Origin of the sequence: Knoellia pratensis (assembly GCF_042666395.1) — a bacterium.
Lineage (GTDB): Bacteria > Actinomycetota > Actinomycetes > Actinomycetales > Dermatophilaceae > Knoellia > Knoellia pratensis.
The window spans coordinates 366,322-382,069 of the sequence record NZ_JBHTDJ010000002.1 but is presented as its reverse complement, the minus strand read 5'-3'; the positions used below and the strand labels follow the sequence as shown (position 1 = coordinate 382,069).

Annotated in this window: 14 protein-coding genes; all 14 read right to left on the bottom strand. The window is 69.1% G+C overall.

Annotated features, from left to right (window positions below):
• Positions 1-85 precede the first annotated feature (85 nt).
• Complete coding sequence (locus ACFQRE_RS08915) at positions 86-1,639, bottom strand: SDR family NAD(P)-dependent oxidoreductase (RefSeq protein ID WP_380121262.1); 1,554 nt, start codon at positions 1,637-1,639, stop codon at positions 86-88.
• Complete coding sequence (locus tag ACFQRE_RS08910) at positions 1,636-2,103, bottom strand: RrF2 family transcriptional regulator (protein ID WP_380121260.1); 468 nt, start codon at positions 2,101-2,103, stop codon at positions 1,636-1,638. Before ACFQRE_RS08910 ends, ACFQRE_RS08915 begins: the two co-directional genes overlap by 4 nt.
• A 45-nt stretch (positions 2,104-2,148) precedes the next feature.
• A complete protein-coding gene (locus ACFQRE_RS08905) occupies positions 2,149-3,159 on the bottom strand; it encodes a sulfate/molybdate ABC transporter ATP-binding protein (protein ID WP_380121257.1) in 1,011 nt (336 codons plus the stop codon).
• Positions 3,156-3,986: a sulfate ABC transporter permease subunit CysW gene (gene cysW / locus ACFQRE_RS08900; protein WP_380121255.1), complete on the bottom strand. Its 831-nt coding sequence runs from the start codon at positions 3,984-3,986 to the stop codon at positions 3,156-3,158. Before cysW ends, ACFQRE_RS08905 begins: the two co-directional genes overlap by 4 nt.
• Positions 3,983-4,906, bottom strand: coding sequence for a sulfate ABC transporter permease subunit CysT (cysT, locus tag ACFQRE_RS08895; RefSeq protein ID WP_380121252.1), 924 nt, complete (start codon positions 4,904-4,906; stop codon positions 3,983-3,985). Before cysT ends, cysW begins: the two co-directional genes overlap by 4 nt.
• Position 4,907: 1 nt before the next feature.
• Entirely contained in the window at positions 4,908-5,948 is a 1,041-nt protein-coding gene (locus ACFQRE_RS08890; RefSeq protein ID WP_380121250.1) for a sulfate ABC transporter substrate-binding protein, read from the bottom strand.
• 136 nt (positions 5,949-6,084) lie between these two features.
• Positions 6,085-7,173, bottom strand: coding sequence for an amidohydrolase family protein (locus ACFQRE_RS08885; RefSeq protein ID WP_380121248.1), 1,089 nt, complete (start codon positions 7,171-7,173; stop codon positions 6,085-6,087).
• A 10-nt stretch (positions 7,174-7,183) separates the two neighbouring features.
• The gene (locus tag ACFQRE_RS08880) at positions 7,184-8,020 is read right to left on the bottom strand and encodes a class I SAM-dependent methyltransferase (RefSeq protein ID WP_380121245.1); all 837 of its coding nucleotides are present in this window, start codon (positions 8,018-8,020) and stop codon (positions 7,184-7,186) included.
• Between the two features lie 69 nt (positions 8,021-8,089).
• Complete coding sequence (locus ACFQRE_RS08875) at positions 8,090-8,920, bottom strand: alpha/beta fold hydrolase (RefSeq protein WP_380121243.1); 831 nt, start codon at positions 8,918-8,920, stop codon at positions 8,090-8,092.
• A complete protein-coding gene (gene ffh, locus ACFQRE_RS08870; RefSeq protein ID WP_380121240.1) occupies positions 8,917-10,533 on the bottom strand; it encodes a signal recognition particle protein in 1,617 nt (538 codons plus the stop codon). The genes ACFQRE_RS08875 and ffh overlap by 4 nt, the downstream gene beginning before the upstream one ends.
• Before the next feature lie 23 nt (positions 10,534-10,556).
• Positions 10,557-11,438 carry an aminoglycoside phosphotransferase family protein gene (locus tag ACFQRE_RS08865; RefSeq protein ID WP_380121237.1) on the bottom strand — a complete coding sequence of 294 codons (882 nt, stop codon included), beginning with the start codon at positions 11,436-11,438 and terminating at the stop codon, positions 10,557-10,559.
• Between the two features lie 21 nt (positions 11,439-11,459).
• Complete coding sequence (locus ACFQRE_RS08860; protein WP_380121234.1) at positions 11,460-13,829, bottom strand: [protein-PII] uridylyltransferase; 2,370 nt, start codon at positions 13,827-13,829, stop codon at positions 11,460-11,462.
• Between the two features lie 120 nt (positions 13,830-13,949).
• Positions 13,950-14,288, bottom strand: coding sequence for a P-II family nitrogen regulator (locus ACFQRE_RS08855; RefSeq protein WP_380121231.1), 339 nt, complete (start codon positions 14,286-14,288; stop codon positions 13,950-13,952).
• A complete protein-coding gene (locus ACFQRE_RS08850) occupies positions 14,285-15,721 on the bottom strand; it encodes an ammonium transporter (protein WP_380121229.1) in 1,437 nt (478 codons plus the stop codon). The genes ACFQRE_RS08855 and ACFQRE_RS08850 overlap by 4 nt, the downstream gene beginning before the upstream one ends.
• Between the last annotated feature and the right edge of the window lie 27 nt (positions 15,722-15,748).

Sequence of the window (15,748 nt, the reverse complement as noted above, 5' to 3'; positions counted from 1 at the left end):
CAAGCGCGTCCACGCCCGGGGCGACTGCGCAGTGGTCGGCGCGGACCCATTCAGCGAAGTCGTCCCCGCGGCATACCCCGTTCCCTCACCAGGGACTGGGTTCGAAGTCCTTGACGAAGCAACCGAAGACGTCCTCGCCGGCCTCACCGCGCACGATCGGGTCATAGACACGGGCCGCCCCGTCGACGAGGTCGAGCGGCGCGTGCCAACCCTCGGCTGCGATGCGCAGCTTCTCGTGGTGCGGCCGCTCATCAGTGATCCAGCCGGTGTCGACGGCGGTCATGAGGATGCGGTCGGTCTGGAACATCTCCCCCGAGCTCGTGCGGGTCAGCATGTTGAGCGCGGCCTTGGCCATGTTGGTGTGCGGGTGGCCCGGCCCCTTGTACTTGCGGGAGAACTGGCCCTCCATCGCCGACACGTTGACGACGTAGGCGCGCCGGGCGCCTGCCTGCACCGCCGCGCGCATCGACGGGCGCAGCCGCGAGATGAGGATGAAGGGGGCCGTGGAGTTGCAGAGCTGGACCTCGAGGAGCTCGAGCGGGTCGACCTCGTCGACGACCTGGGTCCAGCTGTTGTTGCGTTGGGTGTCGGGCAGGAGACCACCCGCGTCGACGGCTGTCCCGGCGAGGTGGGCCTCGAGGCTCGCATGGCCTGCGGTCAGGGCCATCTCGGTCATCGAGGCGGCCGTGCGCTGCGCGAGCGAGCGGGCGGCGTCCTCCTCGGACTCCCCCTCGTGGTGGGCGACCTTCTGCCCGGTGAGGGTGCCGAGCAGGTTGGCCGGGTGGGCCTCGCTGATCCGGTCGAAGGTCACGAGCTCGGGATAGCGCACGTTGCTCTCGAGCGGCACCTGCTCACCGTCAACGAGGTGTGAGTAGGACCCGGGCGAACGCCGGACGGTCTGCGCGGCGTTGTTGATGAGGATGTCGAGCGAACCCGCTGCAGCGACCTCATCGGCGAGTGCGACGACCTGGGTCGGGTCACGCAGGTCGATGCCGACGACCTTGAGCCGGTCGATCCACTCGTGCGAATCCTTCTGTGCCGCAAACCTTCTCGCGGCATCGTGGGGGAAGCGCGTCGTGATCGTGAGGTGGGCACCGTCGCGCAGGAGCATGAGCGCGATGTACATACCGATCTTGGCGCGGCCCCCTGTGAGGAGGGCACGCTTGCCGGTGAGGTCGGCGCGCTGCACTCGTTTGAGGTGGCTCTTCGCGGCGCAGGGCGGGCAGAGCCAGTGATAGAACGCGTCGACGAGCGTGTAGTCGTCCTTGCAGATGTAGCAGCCGCGGGGCTCGATGAGCTCGCCCACGGTCGTCCCGACGGCCGGAACCTCGAGCAGGACGCCCTTGGTCTCGTCATCGATGCGCATCGGCGAACCGGTCGCCGTCTGCGCCAGGATCGCCTCGTCGTGGTCGATCTGGGGTTGCTTGGCCTCCCGGCGACGAGCCTTGCGGACCTGCTTGTACATGCGGCCGGTCGCGCGCTTGACCACCTGGATGTCGGGGTGGTCTCCGTCGAGGCGCGGCAGCTCGTCGAGGACCCGGAGCAGCGTGGCGAGGTCGTCGGGGTCGACGCCCGGACCGAGGTCGTGAACGCGCAGGCTCGGGTCTGTCGGGTCGTTCTTGGCGGGACGGTCAGTCATGCGCGATTGGTCCAGGCGTCGGGGTCCGCGGTGAGTTCGCGGACGGTGTCGGGCAAATCGCCGGTGAGGACGTCGGCGAGCGAGGTCGTGTCGAGGACGGCTCGCAGGGCGGCCCGGACCGCGACCCAGACCGTTGGCAGATGGGTGGCGACACCCTCGTAGGCCGTCTCGTGGGGCCGCAGTCCCCTCACCTCCGCAAGAGGTCCGTCGACGGCGCGGAACACGTCACCGAGCACCGTCTCGGTCGCAGGGTGGGCGAGCGAGTAGCCGCCGCGGGCGCCGCGGGTGCTCGTGACGAGCCCGGCCGTGCGCAGGTCGGCCACGATCTCCTCGAGGAACTTGCGCGGCAGGCTCTGCCGTTGCGCCAGCGTCTCGACGCTCACCGGCCCCGAAGACGCAAGCTGGGCCTCGGCGAGGATGAGCATGGCGCGCACTGCGTAGTCCGTGCGCGCCGAGATGTCCACGCCCGCATTCTGCCCCCACGCGCGCCCCGACCCCGAATCGCAGCCTCAGATGGCGAGGGCGGGCTCGGCTTCTGCGGGGTTGACGACCTGCACGGTGTGGGCGAAGACGGTGTCCCCGGCAGCGAGCCCGAGAGCGTCGGCCTCGGCCCGCGTGAGCTGGGCCGCGAACCGCTCGCCGCTGGTGGCGCGCAGGTCCACGCGAACCTCGAAGCCGAGCCGGACCACGCGCTCGACGACTGCTTCGATGACGCCGGGCGATCCACCCACCCGGGCGTCGAGCTGCTGCGCCCGCTCACGACTGCGGTGCAGCGCGATGTCGTGGGGGCGCACGAGCTGCCCACCGAGGCGAGCCACGGACCCGAGGAAGGACATGACGAAGTCGTTGGCCGGGCGGTCGTAGAGCGAGACGGGGTCACCGACCTGCTCGATCTGCCCCTTGTTGAGGACGGCGATGCGGTCGGCGACGTCGAGCGCCTCCTCCTGGTCATGGGTGACGAGGACCGTCGTCACGTGGACCTCGTCGTGCAGGCGCCGCAGCCACTGGCGCAGGTCGGCGCGCACCTTGGCGTCGAGCGCACCGAACGGCTCGTCGAGGAGCAGCACCTCGGGGTCGACGGCGAGGGCACGGGCCAGGGCCATGCGCTGACGCTGACCGCCCGAGAGCTGGGCCGGGTAGCGGTGCTGGAACCCGTCCAGCCCGACGATCTCGAGCAGGTCATCCACCTTGCGCTTGATCTCGGCCTTGGGGCGCTTGCGAATCGTCAGCCCGAAGGCGACGTTGTCGCGCACCGTCATGTGCTTGAACGCGGCGTAGTGCTGGAAGACGAACCCGATGCCGCGCTTCTGAGGGGGTATGCCGGTGACGTCCGTTCCGTTGATGACGATCCGTCCGCCGTCGAGACTCTCCAGTCCGGCGATCGCACGCAGCAGGGTGGACTTGCCGGAGCCACTCGGGCCCAGGAGGGCCGTGAGGCTGCCGGAGGGGATCTCGAGCGAGACGTCGTCGAGGGCGGTGAAGTCGCCATAGTTCTTGCGGGCGCCGGTCACGCTGATCATCGTGTGCTCCTCTTGCGGTCGAGCAGGGTCATACCGAGCAACGTCGCAACGGCAAGGCCCATGAGAAGGGTGGCGGCGGCATACGCGCCGTAGGTGTTGTGGTCGTCGATGTATCGGGAGTGCACGAGCAGGGTGAGGGTCTGCGAGACGCCGGGGAAGCCGGAGCTGACCATGATGACGGCGCCGAACTCGCCGAGGGCGCGGGCAATCGTCAGCACCACGCCGTAGGTGAGGCCCCACCGGATCGCCGGCAGGGTGATGCGCCAGAACGTCTGCCACGAGCTGGCACCCAGGGTCGAGGCCGCCTGCTCCTGCTCCGTGCCGATCTCGTGCAGCACTGGTTCGACTTCGCGCACGACGAACGGCAGGGTCACGAACAGGGTCGCGATGACCATGCCGGGCAGGCCGAAGATCACCTGGAAGCCGAGGCTCTCGACGCCACCGAACCAGCCGCCGGAACCCCACAGCAGGATGAGGGCGACACCAACCACGATCGGTGAGACCGCGAACGGCAGGTCGACGACCGCCTGCAGCAGACCCTTGCCGGGGAAGCGTCCCCGCACGAGGGCGAGCGCGGTGCTGACACCGAAGATCACGTTGAGCGGCACGACGATGGCGACGATGAGCACCGAGAGGTTGAGGGCCGAGATGGCCGCAGGCGTCCGGATCGAGTCGATGAACTCACCGATGCCGGGTTGGAAGGTGCGCCAGAGGATGAGGACGATCGGGACCGCCACGAGGAGGGTGAGGTAGCCCAGGGCGACGGTGCGCAGAGCCAGGCGCGCTGGCGTCCGGGCCGACGGTCCGGTGCGGGTTGCGGTGCTCATGACGCACCCTCCTCACGGCGCAGCGAACGCCCGGCGAACCAGCGCAGCACCGCCAGCGTGAGGAACGCGATCGCCAACAACGCCACCGAGACCGCTGCCGCGTTGACCGGCCGGTCGATCTCGATCTGCTGCTGGATGTATTGCGAGGCCACCTGGGTCTCACGCGGGATGTTGCCCCCGATGAGGACGACGGAGCCGTACTCACCGATGGCGCGCGCGAACGCCAGACCCGTGCCGCTGATGATCGCGGGCAGCAGGGTCGGCAGGACGACGCGGCGGAAGGTGACCCAGTTCGAGGCCCCGAGGGACGCGGACGCCTCCTCGACCTCGCGGTCGGCCTCGATGAGCACCGGCTGCACGGACCGCACGACAAACGGGAGCGTCACGAACGCGAGCGCCACAACCAACCCCGGCTGGGTGGCGTTGAGGTGGATCCCGACGGGGCTGTTGGGCCCATAGAGCGAGAGCAGCACGATGCTCGCGACGATCGTCGGCAACGCGAACGGCAGGTCGATGAGCGCGTTGACGATGCGCTTGCCCGGGAAGTCGTCGCGCACGAGGACCCAGGCGATGAGCGTGCCCATGACGGCGTTGATCAGGGCCACCACGAGGGCCGCGACGATGGTCACGCGCAGGGACGCGAGGGCAACGGGTGCGGTGACGGCCTCCCAGAAGCCGCCCCAGCCCTCCTCGAAGGAGGTGACCGTGAGCGCGGCCAGCGGCAGCAGCACCATGACGCTGAGCCACAGGCCCACGACGCCGACGCCGAGCGGGCGCCCGACCACACCGAACCGCGAGCGCCCCACGGGGCGGGACGGTTCACTCTCGGCAGCACCCGGTTCTGACTCCGGTGGCTGCGCGCTCGGCGGCAGAGCCGACACGTCGGTGTCGTCCCTGCCGCCGGTCACGGTTGCCGTCATGTCAGGACGTCGCCTTGTCGTAGATGACGGCAATGGAGCCGGTGTCCTTCTTGAAGAGCGTGCCGTCGACGGTCTTCCAACCACCGAGGTCGTCGATCGTCCACAGCTTCGTCGGCGCCGGGAAGTCCTTGGTGAACTCCGCCGCGACGGCGGTGTCGACCGGACGGAACCCGGCCTCCGCCCACAGCTTCTGGGCTGCGGGCGTGAAGAGGTAGTCACGGAACTTCGTGGCCTTCTCGACGTTCTCGCCCTTGGTCAGGACCGCGACGGGGTTCTCGATCTTGAACGTCGTGGGCGGCGTGACGTGCTCGACCGGGTCGCCCTTGCGCTCGGCGAAGAGCGCCTCGTTCTCATAGGACAGGAGCACGTCGCCCGTGCCCTGGAGGAAGGTCTCGGTGGCCTCGCGACCCGACTTCGGCTGGACCTTGACGTGGCCGGTCACGAGCTTCTCGATGTAGGCCAGACCGGCGGCGGGGTTCTTGCCACCGTCGCTCTTCGCGGCATACGGAGCGAGGAGGTTCCACTTCGCCGAACCCGAGCTGAACGGGTTGGGCGTGACGACCTCGACGCCCGGCTCGAGCAGGTCGTCCCAGTCCTCGATGCCCTTGGGGTTGCCCTTGCGGGTCACGATCGTCACGACCGAGCCGAACGGGATGCCCTTGTGCTCACCGGCGTTCCAGTCCGCGGCGACCAGTCCTGCGTCCACGAGACGGGTGATGTCGGGCTCGACCGAGAAGTTGACGAAGTCGGCTGCCGCTCCGGCGGCGACCTTGCGCGACTGGTCACCCGACGCGCCGTAGGACTGCTGGAACGTCACGCCCTTGCCGTCATCGGTGGCGTTGAACGCCGGGATGAGCTTGTCGAACCCGACCTTGGGCACGGCATACGCAAAGAGGTTGAGCGTGCTCGTCGAGGCGGGCGCTGCTCCCTCGGCCTTGGCCGCACCAGCCGTGTCGCTCGCGCCTCCGCCGGCACAGGCCGACATCACCAGCGCACCAGCGGTCGCGACGGCGGCCAGGGCGAGACGGGGATGACGACTCATGACAGAACTCCTTCATTCAAGGTCTGGCAGAGCGGACCCAGGGTGGCCGCAATTCCTACCGGACACCTAGGAGTTTTGATAGTCAGACGTTATCCGTCAAATAACATCGCATTATGTCTCGCATCGTGGATGCGGCTCAGTACGTCACGCCTCGCAGGACGATCGCGCTCGGCTCCCCCAGCGCCGCGATGTCCACCCGTGGGTCGCGGTCGAGCGCCAGGAAATCCGCGTCCGCGCCCTCCTCGAGACCGGGTCGGCCGAGCCATTCGCGGGCACCCCACGTGGCCGCGCCCAGGACCTCGGTGTTGGTGAAGCCGATCCGGCTCAGTTCCACGGCTTCCAGCGCCGCGAGTCCGTGGGAGATCGAACCTCCCGCGTCGGTTCCGAGATAGATGGGTATGCCGGCCTCTCGCGCCGCGCCGAACGTCTCGTAACGTCGTGCGTGCAGGTCGAGCATGCGCCGGTGGTAGTCGGGAAACTTCTCCTGGGCGGGTTCGGCAATCGCCGGGAACGTGGCGATGTTGACGAGGGTGGGAACGATCGCAATCCCCTGTGCTGCAAAGGAATCGATGGTGTCGGGCTCGAGCCCGGTGGCGTGCTCGATGCAGTCGGTGTCGGCCGCCGCGAAGTCGCGCAGGGACTCGGGGCCGAAGCAGTGGGCTGTCGTGCGCGCGCCCTCCGCGTGGGCGGCGGCGATCGCCTCGATCAGGACGTCACGGGGCCAGCACGGTTCGAGGTCACCGGTGTCCCGGTCGATCCAGTCGCCGACGAGCTTGACCCAGCCGTCGCCGACTCGGGCCTCGATACGGACTCGTTCGACGAGCTGCTCGGGCTCGACCTCGTGCGCGTAGTTGCGGATGTAACGCTTGGTCCGCGCGATGTGGCGACCCGCACGGATGACCTTGGGCAGATCGTCGCGCTCGTCGATCCAGCGGGTGTCGACCGGTGACCCGGCATCACGGATGAGGAGCGTGCCCTTGTCGCGGTTGGTCGTGGCCTGCACCTCCGCCGTCGCGTCGTCCACACCACCGTGCCGGTCGAGACCCACGTGGCAGTGCGCGTCGACCATGCCGGGCACGAACCAGCCCCGCATCGTCTCGACGTCGGACCCGGCGCTCGTCGGCCGTTCAAAGGTGAGGCGGCCACCAACCACCCAGGCCTCGGGCCTCACGTCCTGGTGTCCAACGAGAACTTCGCCCACAAGGTGCAGCACCGGTGCCGTCATGGCCTCGACCCTAAACGGCGGCTCTTCCCACCGTGTAGCGGATGTCCTGCCACACCTCGATCTCACCGTTCGCGTTGCGGGCGCCCTCGAAGTGTGCCGCGGCGCGGGTCCGCACGCCCTCCACCTCATGGGACGGCAGGCTGGCCCACATGGCCCGCTGGCCAGTACCCCGCGAGAACGCCTCCCACCGCTCCAGGGAACCGAAGGTCACGGGCAGCCGGAGGGTGGTTGTCCCAACATCGGTCGCGCCCGCACCTGCCATGAGCTGCTCCATGCCCTCATCGGAACCGAACGGACTCTGCGGCCCCATCACCCGGGGGTCGCGCATCGCAGGCGGCAGCCACGGACCGAACTCCCGGTCGACGGATGACCAGACCGGATCCTGGCCACCGAAGGTCGCCAGACCAATCCGGCCACCTGGCGCGAGCAGTTGGACCCAGCGGGCAAGTGCCGCAGTGGGATTCGGCAGGAAGAAGAGGACGAGGGAGGAGGCCACGATGTCCAATTCACCCTCGGGGAGTTCGGGCTCCGAGGCGTCCCCGACTCGCAGATCGACGGCCAGACCCTCCTGGGTCATTGCCGTCCTTGCATGGGCGAGCATTCCTTCGCTCAGATCCAGCCCCACGACGGTTCCGGTCGCACCCACACCCCTGGCGAGCAGGACCGTCGCCGCGCCGCGACCACAGCCCAGGTCGACAGCCCGCTCTCCGGGGGCTGGCGCGAGCTCGTCGACCAGCCCCTGAGCAATGGGCGTGAAGAAGTCCACACCGCTCTGGTCGTATTCGTCGGCGACTGCGTTGAACAGTGCGCCCATCCCGGTCCGTGCCCCCGAGTCCGTTTCCGCCATCTCGCCAGTGTCCGCCCGAACACGTCGACATGGACCGGTTTTGCACAAGGTGCACGAGTGGGTGCGAACTCAGGAAGGCGCAACGATGACGCGGCGCAGGGCCTCGATGACCACGGCAGGCGCGTCCGTGTGCACCCAGTGCGACGCTCCCTTGACGGTCACTTGACGCACGCGCGGGAAGAAAGCCCGCATCGTCTCGCCGTCCTCGTCCCTGATGTAGCTCGACTCGGAGCCGGCGATCCACAGGACGGGTCCGCCATACGGCTCGACGGAGCCCACCGCCAGCGGCCAGTCGGCAATGACCGATCCACTCCCCCGCGCGGCGTCGGCAGCGAAGAGCTTGACATTCGCCTGCCAGCGCCACGACGCGCCTTCGCGCCGCAGATTCTGGAGCAGGAACGCCTTGATTCCCGGGTCCGGCTCAGCAAAACGGGCCTCGGCCTGAGCCCGGTCCGACAACTCCCCCAGGGGCAATGCCTGCATCTCCGCGATGTAGCCGCTGAAGCGTTCGAGGTCCCCATACCCCTTGGGAGCGATGTCGACGACGACGAGCCGGGCCACGAGCGACGGCTCGGTCAGGGCGAGCACCATCGCGGTCTTGCCGCCGAGCGAGTGGCCGACGACGATCCACGGCCCCGGGTCGATGGCGTGCAACGTGGAGGCGACGGACGCGGCATACCCCTCAAAAGAAAACGACTCCGTCCACGGACTGCGACCATGATCGGGAAGGTCGACGAGCGTGCACCGGGCGAGGTCGCCAGCGGGCCCTGCGAGGGCCTTGGCGATCGAGGACCAGTTGCGCCCCTGACCGAACAGGCCGTGGAGGAAGGCGACGCGAGGACCGGCAGTGCCGACCGACAGCGTGTGCAGCGGCCCGGTGTCCGCGGCCGCGGCGCTCACTTGCCCAGGAACTTCTCGAAGCCCTTCGGGAGCTGCGACGGGTCCATGGCGGCCGGGTCGATGCCACCGGCACCCGCACCAGCGCCACCACCGAACGCGCCTCCGGCCGGCTTGGCCACAGCGCGCTGGGCGTCGGCCTGCGCGTCGGCCGCCCGCTTGGCGGGGTTGCCGGACTTGGACTTCTTGCCGCGGATCTGTTGCTGCTGTTGACGTGCCTTCTTGCCGCCCCCACCGCCGCCCATGCCCGGCATCCCCGGGATGCCACCACCGCGGGCGAGCTGCTTCATCATCTTCTGCGCCTCACCGAAGCGCTCGAGCAGCTGGTTGACCTCGGAGACGGTGACGCCCGAACCGCCGGCGATGCGGGCGCGACGCGAGCCGTTGATCTGCTTGGGGTGGTTGCGCTCGAACGGCGTCATGGAGCGGACCATGGCCTCGACCCGGTCGAACTCGCGCTCGTCGAGGTTGTCGAGCTGGGCCGACATCTGCCCCATGCCCGGCATCATCTTGAGCATCGACTTGAGCGAGCCCATCTTCTTGATCGCCGACATCTGCTGGAGGAAGTCGTCGAACGTGAAGTCCTCGGCCGCGAGGAACTTGCGCTCCATCTCGGCGGCCTGACCACGGTCGAACGCCTTCTCGGCCTGCTCGATGAGGGTGAGGACGTCACCCATGTCGAGGATGCGCGAGGCCATGCGGTCGGGGTGAAAGACCTCGAAGTCCTTCACCTGCTCACCCGTCGAGGCAAACATGATCGGCCGGCCGGTGACCTTGGCGACGGACAGCGCCGCACCACCGCGGGCGTCACCGTCGAGCTTGGACAGGACGACACCGGTGAAGTCGACACCCTCGAGGAATGCCTCGGCGGTCTCGACCGCCGCCTGACCGATCATCGCGTCGATGACGAAGAGGACTTCGTGGGGGTTGATGGCGGCGCGGATGTCTCCGGCCTGCTTCATGAGGTCGGCGTCGACCGCGAGGCGTCCTGCGGTGTCAACGATGACGACGTCGTGGTGCTTGTTCACGGCTTCGCGTATGCCGTCGCGAGACACCGTGACCGGGTCACCGAAGCTGCGGGTGCCTTCGCCCGTACCTCCGACGGCGTCGTGGCCGCCGACGTTGCCCTGCTCGGGAGCGAAGACCGGCACGCCAGCACGCTCACCGACGACCTGGAGCTGGGTCACGGCGTTGGGTCGCTGGAGGTCGGCGGCGACGAGGATCGGGGTGTGGCCCTGGTCCTTGAGCCAACGGGCGAGCTTGCCGGCGAGGGTCGTCTTGCCGGCACCCTGGAGGCCCGCGAGCATGATGACGGTCGGGCCGGTCTTGGCGAAGCGGATCGTGCGCGTCTGCCCGCCGAGGATGTCGACGAGCTCCTCGTTGACGATCTTGACGATCTGCTGGGCCGGGTTGAGCGACTGCGACACCTCGGCGCCGAGCGCCCGCTCACGGACGGCCGACGTGAACTCCTTGACGACCGGCAGGGCGACGTCGGCATCGAGCAGCGCCATCCGGATGTCGCGGACGGTCTTGTTGACGTCGGACTCGGAAAGTCGCCCCTTGGTGCGGAGGTTCTTGAAGGTCGCTGTCAGGCGGTCGGAGAGGCTCGTGAACACCGCCCAAGGTTAACCGGAGTCGGTCAGGCCAGCTGACGCACTGCATGTCTGGCGACGTCGTGGAGTGCTCCGTCAGGTCCTCCGACGGTGAGAAACGCCAGTGAGAGGGCGGCCGCCCACCCCCTGCCGCGCGTCCAGAGCGCGTCGTCGAGGTGACCGGACCCGGCATACGCCTCCAGGAACCGTCGCCGTCCGTCGCTGTCGAACGACAGCCACGCCGTCGCAAGATCACTCGCCGGATCGCCCGCACCGATGTCACCGAAGTCGATGAGGCCGGTCAGGCGCCGCCCGTCGGTGAGCAGGTTGAGTGGGTGCGGGTCGCCGTGGACCCACAGGTCCGGTCCGTTCCAGCGCGGCGCCGACAGCCCCTCCTCAAGCGACGTCCTCAGCACGGCGGCAGTGTCGGGCTCGCTCGTGGCCAGCATCTCAAGCCGCCCGCGGTCCAGCGCTTCGCGCTGCGCAAGGGGTATGCCGCGAAAGTCGTTGGGCGGTGCGTCGGCCGGTGCCTCGCGGTGCAGTTCGGCAAGGACGGCGCCGAGATCGCCCGCAATGTCGTGCCGTCCAGCAACGGGCACGGTGGCGACAGTCTCCCCTTCGAGCCACCGCACTACGCTCCACGACCACGGATAACCCTGTCCCGCAACGCCATTGACCACCGGCACAGGCACTGGGAGGTCAAGGCGAGCGGCCACCACGGGCAGCCACAACTGCTCGTGGACCACGAGCTGAGCCGCAGCGGCCCGCACCGGTAGGCGGACGGCATACGCATCGCCCAGTCGGAAGACCGCGTTGTCCCAGCCGCTCGCGACCGGTGTGATCGCGAACTGGGTGAAATGAGGCGCCTGATCCGCGAGCAGGGCCCGAACCAGGTCGGCCGTCACCTCGATCTCGACGTCAGGTGCCATGGCGGCAACCTAGCGGTGCGGTCAGGCGGTGCCGTCGCAGGTGTCGATGACGGCGGCGACGACCTGCGCGACCTTCGCCGGCTCGAGTGGACGGCCGGAGAAGTCCGAGACATAGAACGTGTCCAGGGTCTGGCCGGCATACGTCGCGATGTGCGCCGACCGGACCGACACCCCCGCCTTGGCGAACGACATGCCCAGCTCGTGGAGCAGCCCGGGTCGATCGTGGGCGCGAACCTCGATGACCGTGGCGTCGGTGCTCGCACCCGGCACGACGAGGGCACGCGGTTGCCCCGGCGTCCCGATCGTCGACGTCCCGCTTGGTCGTGTGGCGAACTGGCGGCGCCGGTCGAGCAGGCTGAGCGGCCCACGATCGCCGGTGGCGAGCCGCATGAGCCCACGCACGAGTCGGGCCTTCTCCGGCTCGGTGTCGCCGGGGCTCTCGACGTGCCACTCGTTGACGGCGATCCCGTCGACGGTCCGCAGCACGGCGGTGCGGACCACGAGACCCTCGGCGGCGAGCAGCCCGGCCGTGTCGGCGAAGAGCCCCAGACGGTCACGGTCGGCGATGTCGATCCGGTAGGAGCCGCCATTTGACACGACCTCGACATACGGCTCCCCCGTGGCGAGGGTGCTGATGAGGTCGTCGGGCACGAGGGACGGCTCGGCGTGCCCGACCGCAGGCGTCGGGGGGCTGAGACGCGCCCGCACGGCCGTGGCGAACTGGCCCAGGAGCGCGGCCCGCCAGTCGGTCCAGGCCTTGGGGCCAGCAGCGACCGCATCGGCCTCTGTGAGGGCCAGGAGCAGCTCGAACTTGTCGGCCTCTCCGTCAACTGCGACCAGCGCGGCGTCGATGGTGCGCGGGTCCGAGTGGTCGCGGCGGGTCGCGAGCTCGATGAGGGTGAGGTGCTCCCGCACGAGCGAGGCGACGACAGCGACATCGTCCTCGGGGTGCCCGAGCCGTCGCATGACCGCCTCGGCGATGGGCGCGCCCGTCACGGAGTGGTCGCGAGCGCCCGGGATCTTGCCGATGTCGTGGAGCAGGGCCGCGAGCAGAAGGAGGTCGGCGCGGCTGACGCCGCGCAGCAGCCCGGTCGCGTGAACGACGGTCTCGATGAGATGGCGATCGACCGTGTGACGGTGGACGGCGTTGCGCTGGGGGCGCGAACGGACCGAGGCCCACTCGGGCAACCAGCGCTCGATGATGCCCTGCTGGTCGAGTCCTTCCCAGACGGTGACGAGACCCGGGCCCGCCGCCAGGAGGTCGCTGAAGAGTCCCCGGGCCAGGGGCGACCACGGCGTCGGCAGGTCGGCGCACTTGCTGGCGAGGTTCTCGAGGGTCGTCGGCGCAATGGGCAGGTTGGCCCGGGCGGCGAGCACCGCGGCGCGCAGTGGCAGGTGCGGGTCGCTGTCGATGAGCCGACCCGTCCCGAGGACCACCTCGCCGTCGCTCTCGAACAGCCCGTAGCCCAGTGGCGTCATCTGGGGACGACGCGGGCCGACTCGCAGGACGCGGGCGCGTTGCGACTGGCTGGCTCGGCGCACGGTCCCGTCGAGGGCGTAGGCGATGGCTCGGCCAGCGTTCGACACGTCGGCGAGCAGGTCGTCGGGGTCGTCGTAGCCGAGCAGGGCGGCGACGGCGTCGTGGTCCTCGCGTCCGAGGCGGTCACGCCCGCGACCGGTGGTGACGTGCACGGCATCGCGCACGTCGAGGAGGAGCCCGTATGCCGTGTCCACCTCACCTCGCGGTCGGTCGGCGAGCCAGGCCTCGGCAAGGGCGGCAAGGACGGTCATGTCGCGCAGTCCGCCGTGCGCCTCCTTGAGCTCGGGTTCGATCGACTGCGCGAGATCTCCGTGGCGGTGGTGGCGCACGGCCATGGCCTCGGTGAGCTGTGGCAGCCGCTTGCGAGCGTTGGCCCGCCAGTCGTGGCTCACCGTGGCGCGCGCTGCCGCGACGACCTCGGCGTCCCCTGCGACAGCCGAGATGTCGAGCAGGCCCACCGCCGCGGTCAGGTCCTCGGCCGCGACGGTCCGGCACTGGCTCACCGTCCGCACGCTGTGGTCGAGCCGCACCCCGGCGTCCCAGATCGGGTACCAGATGCGGTCGGCCAGGCGGGTGATCTCGTCGGTCGAGAGGTTCCTGCCGTAGTGCAGGAGGACCAGGTCGTAGTCCGAGAGCGGACCGGCGTCTCCGCGCCCGACGCTGCCGACCGCGGCGAGGGCGACTCCCTCGATCCGCTGCCCCTTCGTGGCCTCCTGCCAGACGCCGTCCAACCACTCGCGATTGAACTCCGCGAGCCGGAGCCGGCGCTGCACGCCGGAACCAGCAGTCTCGAAGGCCCGAGTTCCCGCGAGGTCGAGCCGTCGAGCCGCAACGTCCGTGACGTCAGTCATGCGTTCACTCCCCTGGATCTGCCGTTGGGTCGATGCGCTGTCCCGGCTTTCCCCGGACCTACTGCACCGTAAGCGGGGTGAATGCCCCACTTCCGGTGCAGTAGCTGCGCGGGTTCAGCCTCAGATCGCTTCGGGGCCGCGTTCGCCGGTGCGGACGCGGACGACGTCCTCGACGGGCACGGTCCAGATCTTCCCGTCGCCGATGCGACCCGTCTGGGCCGCCTTGAGGATGACGTCGGCGACGCTGGAGGAGTCCATGTCGTCCACGAGGACCTCGACGCGGATCTTCGGCACGAAGTCGACGTTGTACTCGGCGCCGCGGTAGACCTCGCTGTGTCCGCGCTGCCGGCCGTAGCCGGACGCCTCGCTGACCGTCATGCCGGAGATGCCGTAGGCCTCGAGGGCTTCCTTCACCGCGTCGAGCTGGTGGGGCTTGATGATGGCGGTGATGAGCTTCATGCCTTGACTCCTTCGGAGGTGAGTTCGTCGTGGTGACGAGCGTCGTGGGACAGCGCGCCGGACGACGTCGTACCCAAGCGTCCACCACGGGACACCAGGTCGTAGCCGGACTCGGCGTGCTCGCCCTGGTCGATGCCCGCGACCTCGTCGTCGTCGGTGATGCGCCAGCCCATCGTGGCCTTGAGGGCCAGACCGATGATGGCCGTGACGATCCCGGAGACGACGATCGAGGCGAGCGCGATGACGATCTGCACGACGAGCTGCTTCGGGCCGTCACCGTAGAACAGTCCACCGGAGGTCGCGAGGAGTCCGGCACCGACAGTGCCCCAGATGCCGGCGACCAGGTGGACGCCGACAACGTCCAGCGAGTCGTCGTAGCCGAAGCGGAACTTCAGGCCGACCGCGAGGGCCGCGAGGACACCGGCGACGGCGCCGAGGACGATCGAGCCCAACGGCGAGAGGGCGCCACAGGCGGGGGTGATGGCGACGAGACCCGCGACGACACCGGAGGCGGCACCGACCGAGGTCGCGTGACCGTCACGCAGCTTCTCGACGACGAGCCAGCCGAGGATCGCGGCACAGGTCGCGACGGTGGTGTTGACCCAGACAAGGCTGGCGACACCGTCGGCGGCGAGCTCGGAGCCGGCGTTGAAGCCGAACCAACCGAACCACAGCAGGCCGGCACCGAGCATGACGAGCGGCACGTTGTGCGGACGCATGGCGGTCTTGCCGAAGCCGAGGCGCTTGCCGACGATGAGGGCGAGGACGAGGCCCGCCATACCGGCATTGATGTGGACCACGGTTCCACCCGCGAAGTCGATGGGCAGGATGTTCGCCGCACCGTCGGTCGCACCGAAGATCATGGCCGAGATGCCGTCAGCGGACCCGCTGAGCAGTCCGCCGCCCCACACCATGTGCGCGATCGGGAAGTAGGCCAGGGTGACCCAGAAGGCGCTGAAGACCAGCCAGGTCGAGAACTTCACGCGGTCAGCGATGGCACCGCTGATGAGCGCCACGGTGATGATCGCGAAGGTCAGCTGGAACCCGACGAAGAGGACCTCGGGGATCCAGGCACCGGAACCGAAGACGTCGATGACGGCCGTGCCGTTGGCGTCCAGCGTGGCGCCGGTGGCGTCACCCACGACGCCCTTGAGGCCGAAGTTCTCGAACGGGTTGCCGATGATCCCGCCGATGTTGGCGCCACCGAAGGACATGGAGTAGCCCCACAACACGTAGATGACACCGACGACGCCCATGGCGCCGAACGACATCATCATCATGTTGAGGACGGATTTGGCGCGCGTCATGCCGCCGTAGAAGAGGGCGAGGCCCGGCGTCATCAGCAGCACCAGGGAGGAGCAGAGGAGGACGAAGGCTGTCGCCGATGCGTCGATCGCGGGAGTGTCCGCGAGAGGGAGGAGTGTTGGGCTCATGGGGAAGCAGTCTGCGATCGGCCCGTT

Excerpts from the sequence above, each read along its gene's own strand:
- ACFQRE_RS08850 (WP_380121229.1), bottom strand. The coding sequence starts at position 15,721 with ATGAGCCCAACACTCCTCCCTCTCGCGGACACTCCCGCGATCGACGCA.
- ACFQRE_RS08905 (WP_380121257.1), bottom strand. The coding sequence starts at position 3,159 with ATGATCAGCGTGACCGGCGCCCGCAAGAACTATGGCGACTTCACCGCC.
- cysT (WP_380121252.1), bottom strand. The coding sequence starts at position 4,906 with ATGACGGCAACCGTGACCGGCGGCAGGGACGACACCGACGTGTCGGCT.
- ACFQRE_RS08865 (WP_380121237.1), bottom strand. The coding sequence starts at position 11,438 with ATGGCACCTGACGTCGAGATCGAGGTGACGGCCGACCTGGTTCGGGCC.
- ACFQRE_RS08860 (WP_380121234.1), bottom strand. The coding sequence starts at position 13,829 with ATGACTGACGTCACGGACGTTGCGGCTCGACGGCTCGACCTCGCGGGA.
- ACFQRE_RS08890 (WP_380121250.1), bottom strand. The coding sequence starts at position 5,948 with ATGAGTCGTCATCCCCGTCTCGCCCTGGCCGCCGTCGCGACCGCTGGT.
- ACFQRE_RS08885 (WP_380121248.1), bottom strand. The coding sequence starts at position 7,173 with ATGACGGCACCGGTGCTGCACCTTGTGGGCGAAGTTCTCGTTGGACAC.
- cysW (WP_380121255.1), bottom strand. The coding sequence starts at position 3,986 with ATGAGCACCGCAACCCGCACCGGACCGTCGGCCCGGACGCCAGCGCGC.
- ACFQRE_RS08855 (WP_380121231.1), bottom strand. The coding sequence starts at position 14,288 with ATGAAGCTCATCACCGCCATCATCAAGCCCCACCAGCTCGACGCGGTG.
- ACFQRE_RS08880 (WP_380121245.1), bottom strand. The coding sequence starts at position 8,020 with ATGGCGGAAACGGACTCGGGGGCACGGACCGGGATGGGCGCACTGTTC.
- ACFQRE_RS08915 (WP_380121262.1), bottom strand. The coding sequence starts at position 1,639 with ATGACTGACCGTCCCGCCAAGAACGACCCGACAGACCCGAGCCTGCGC.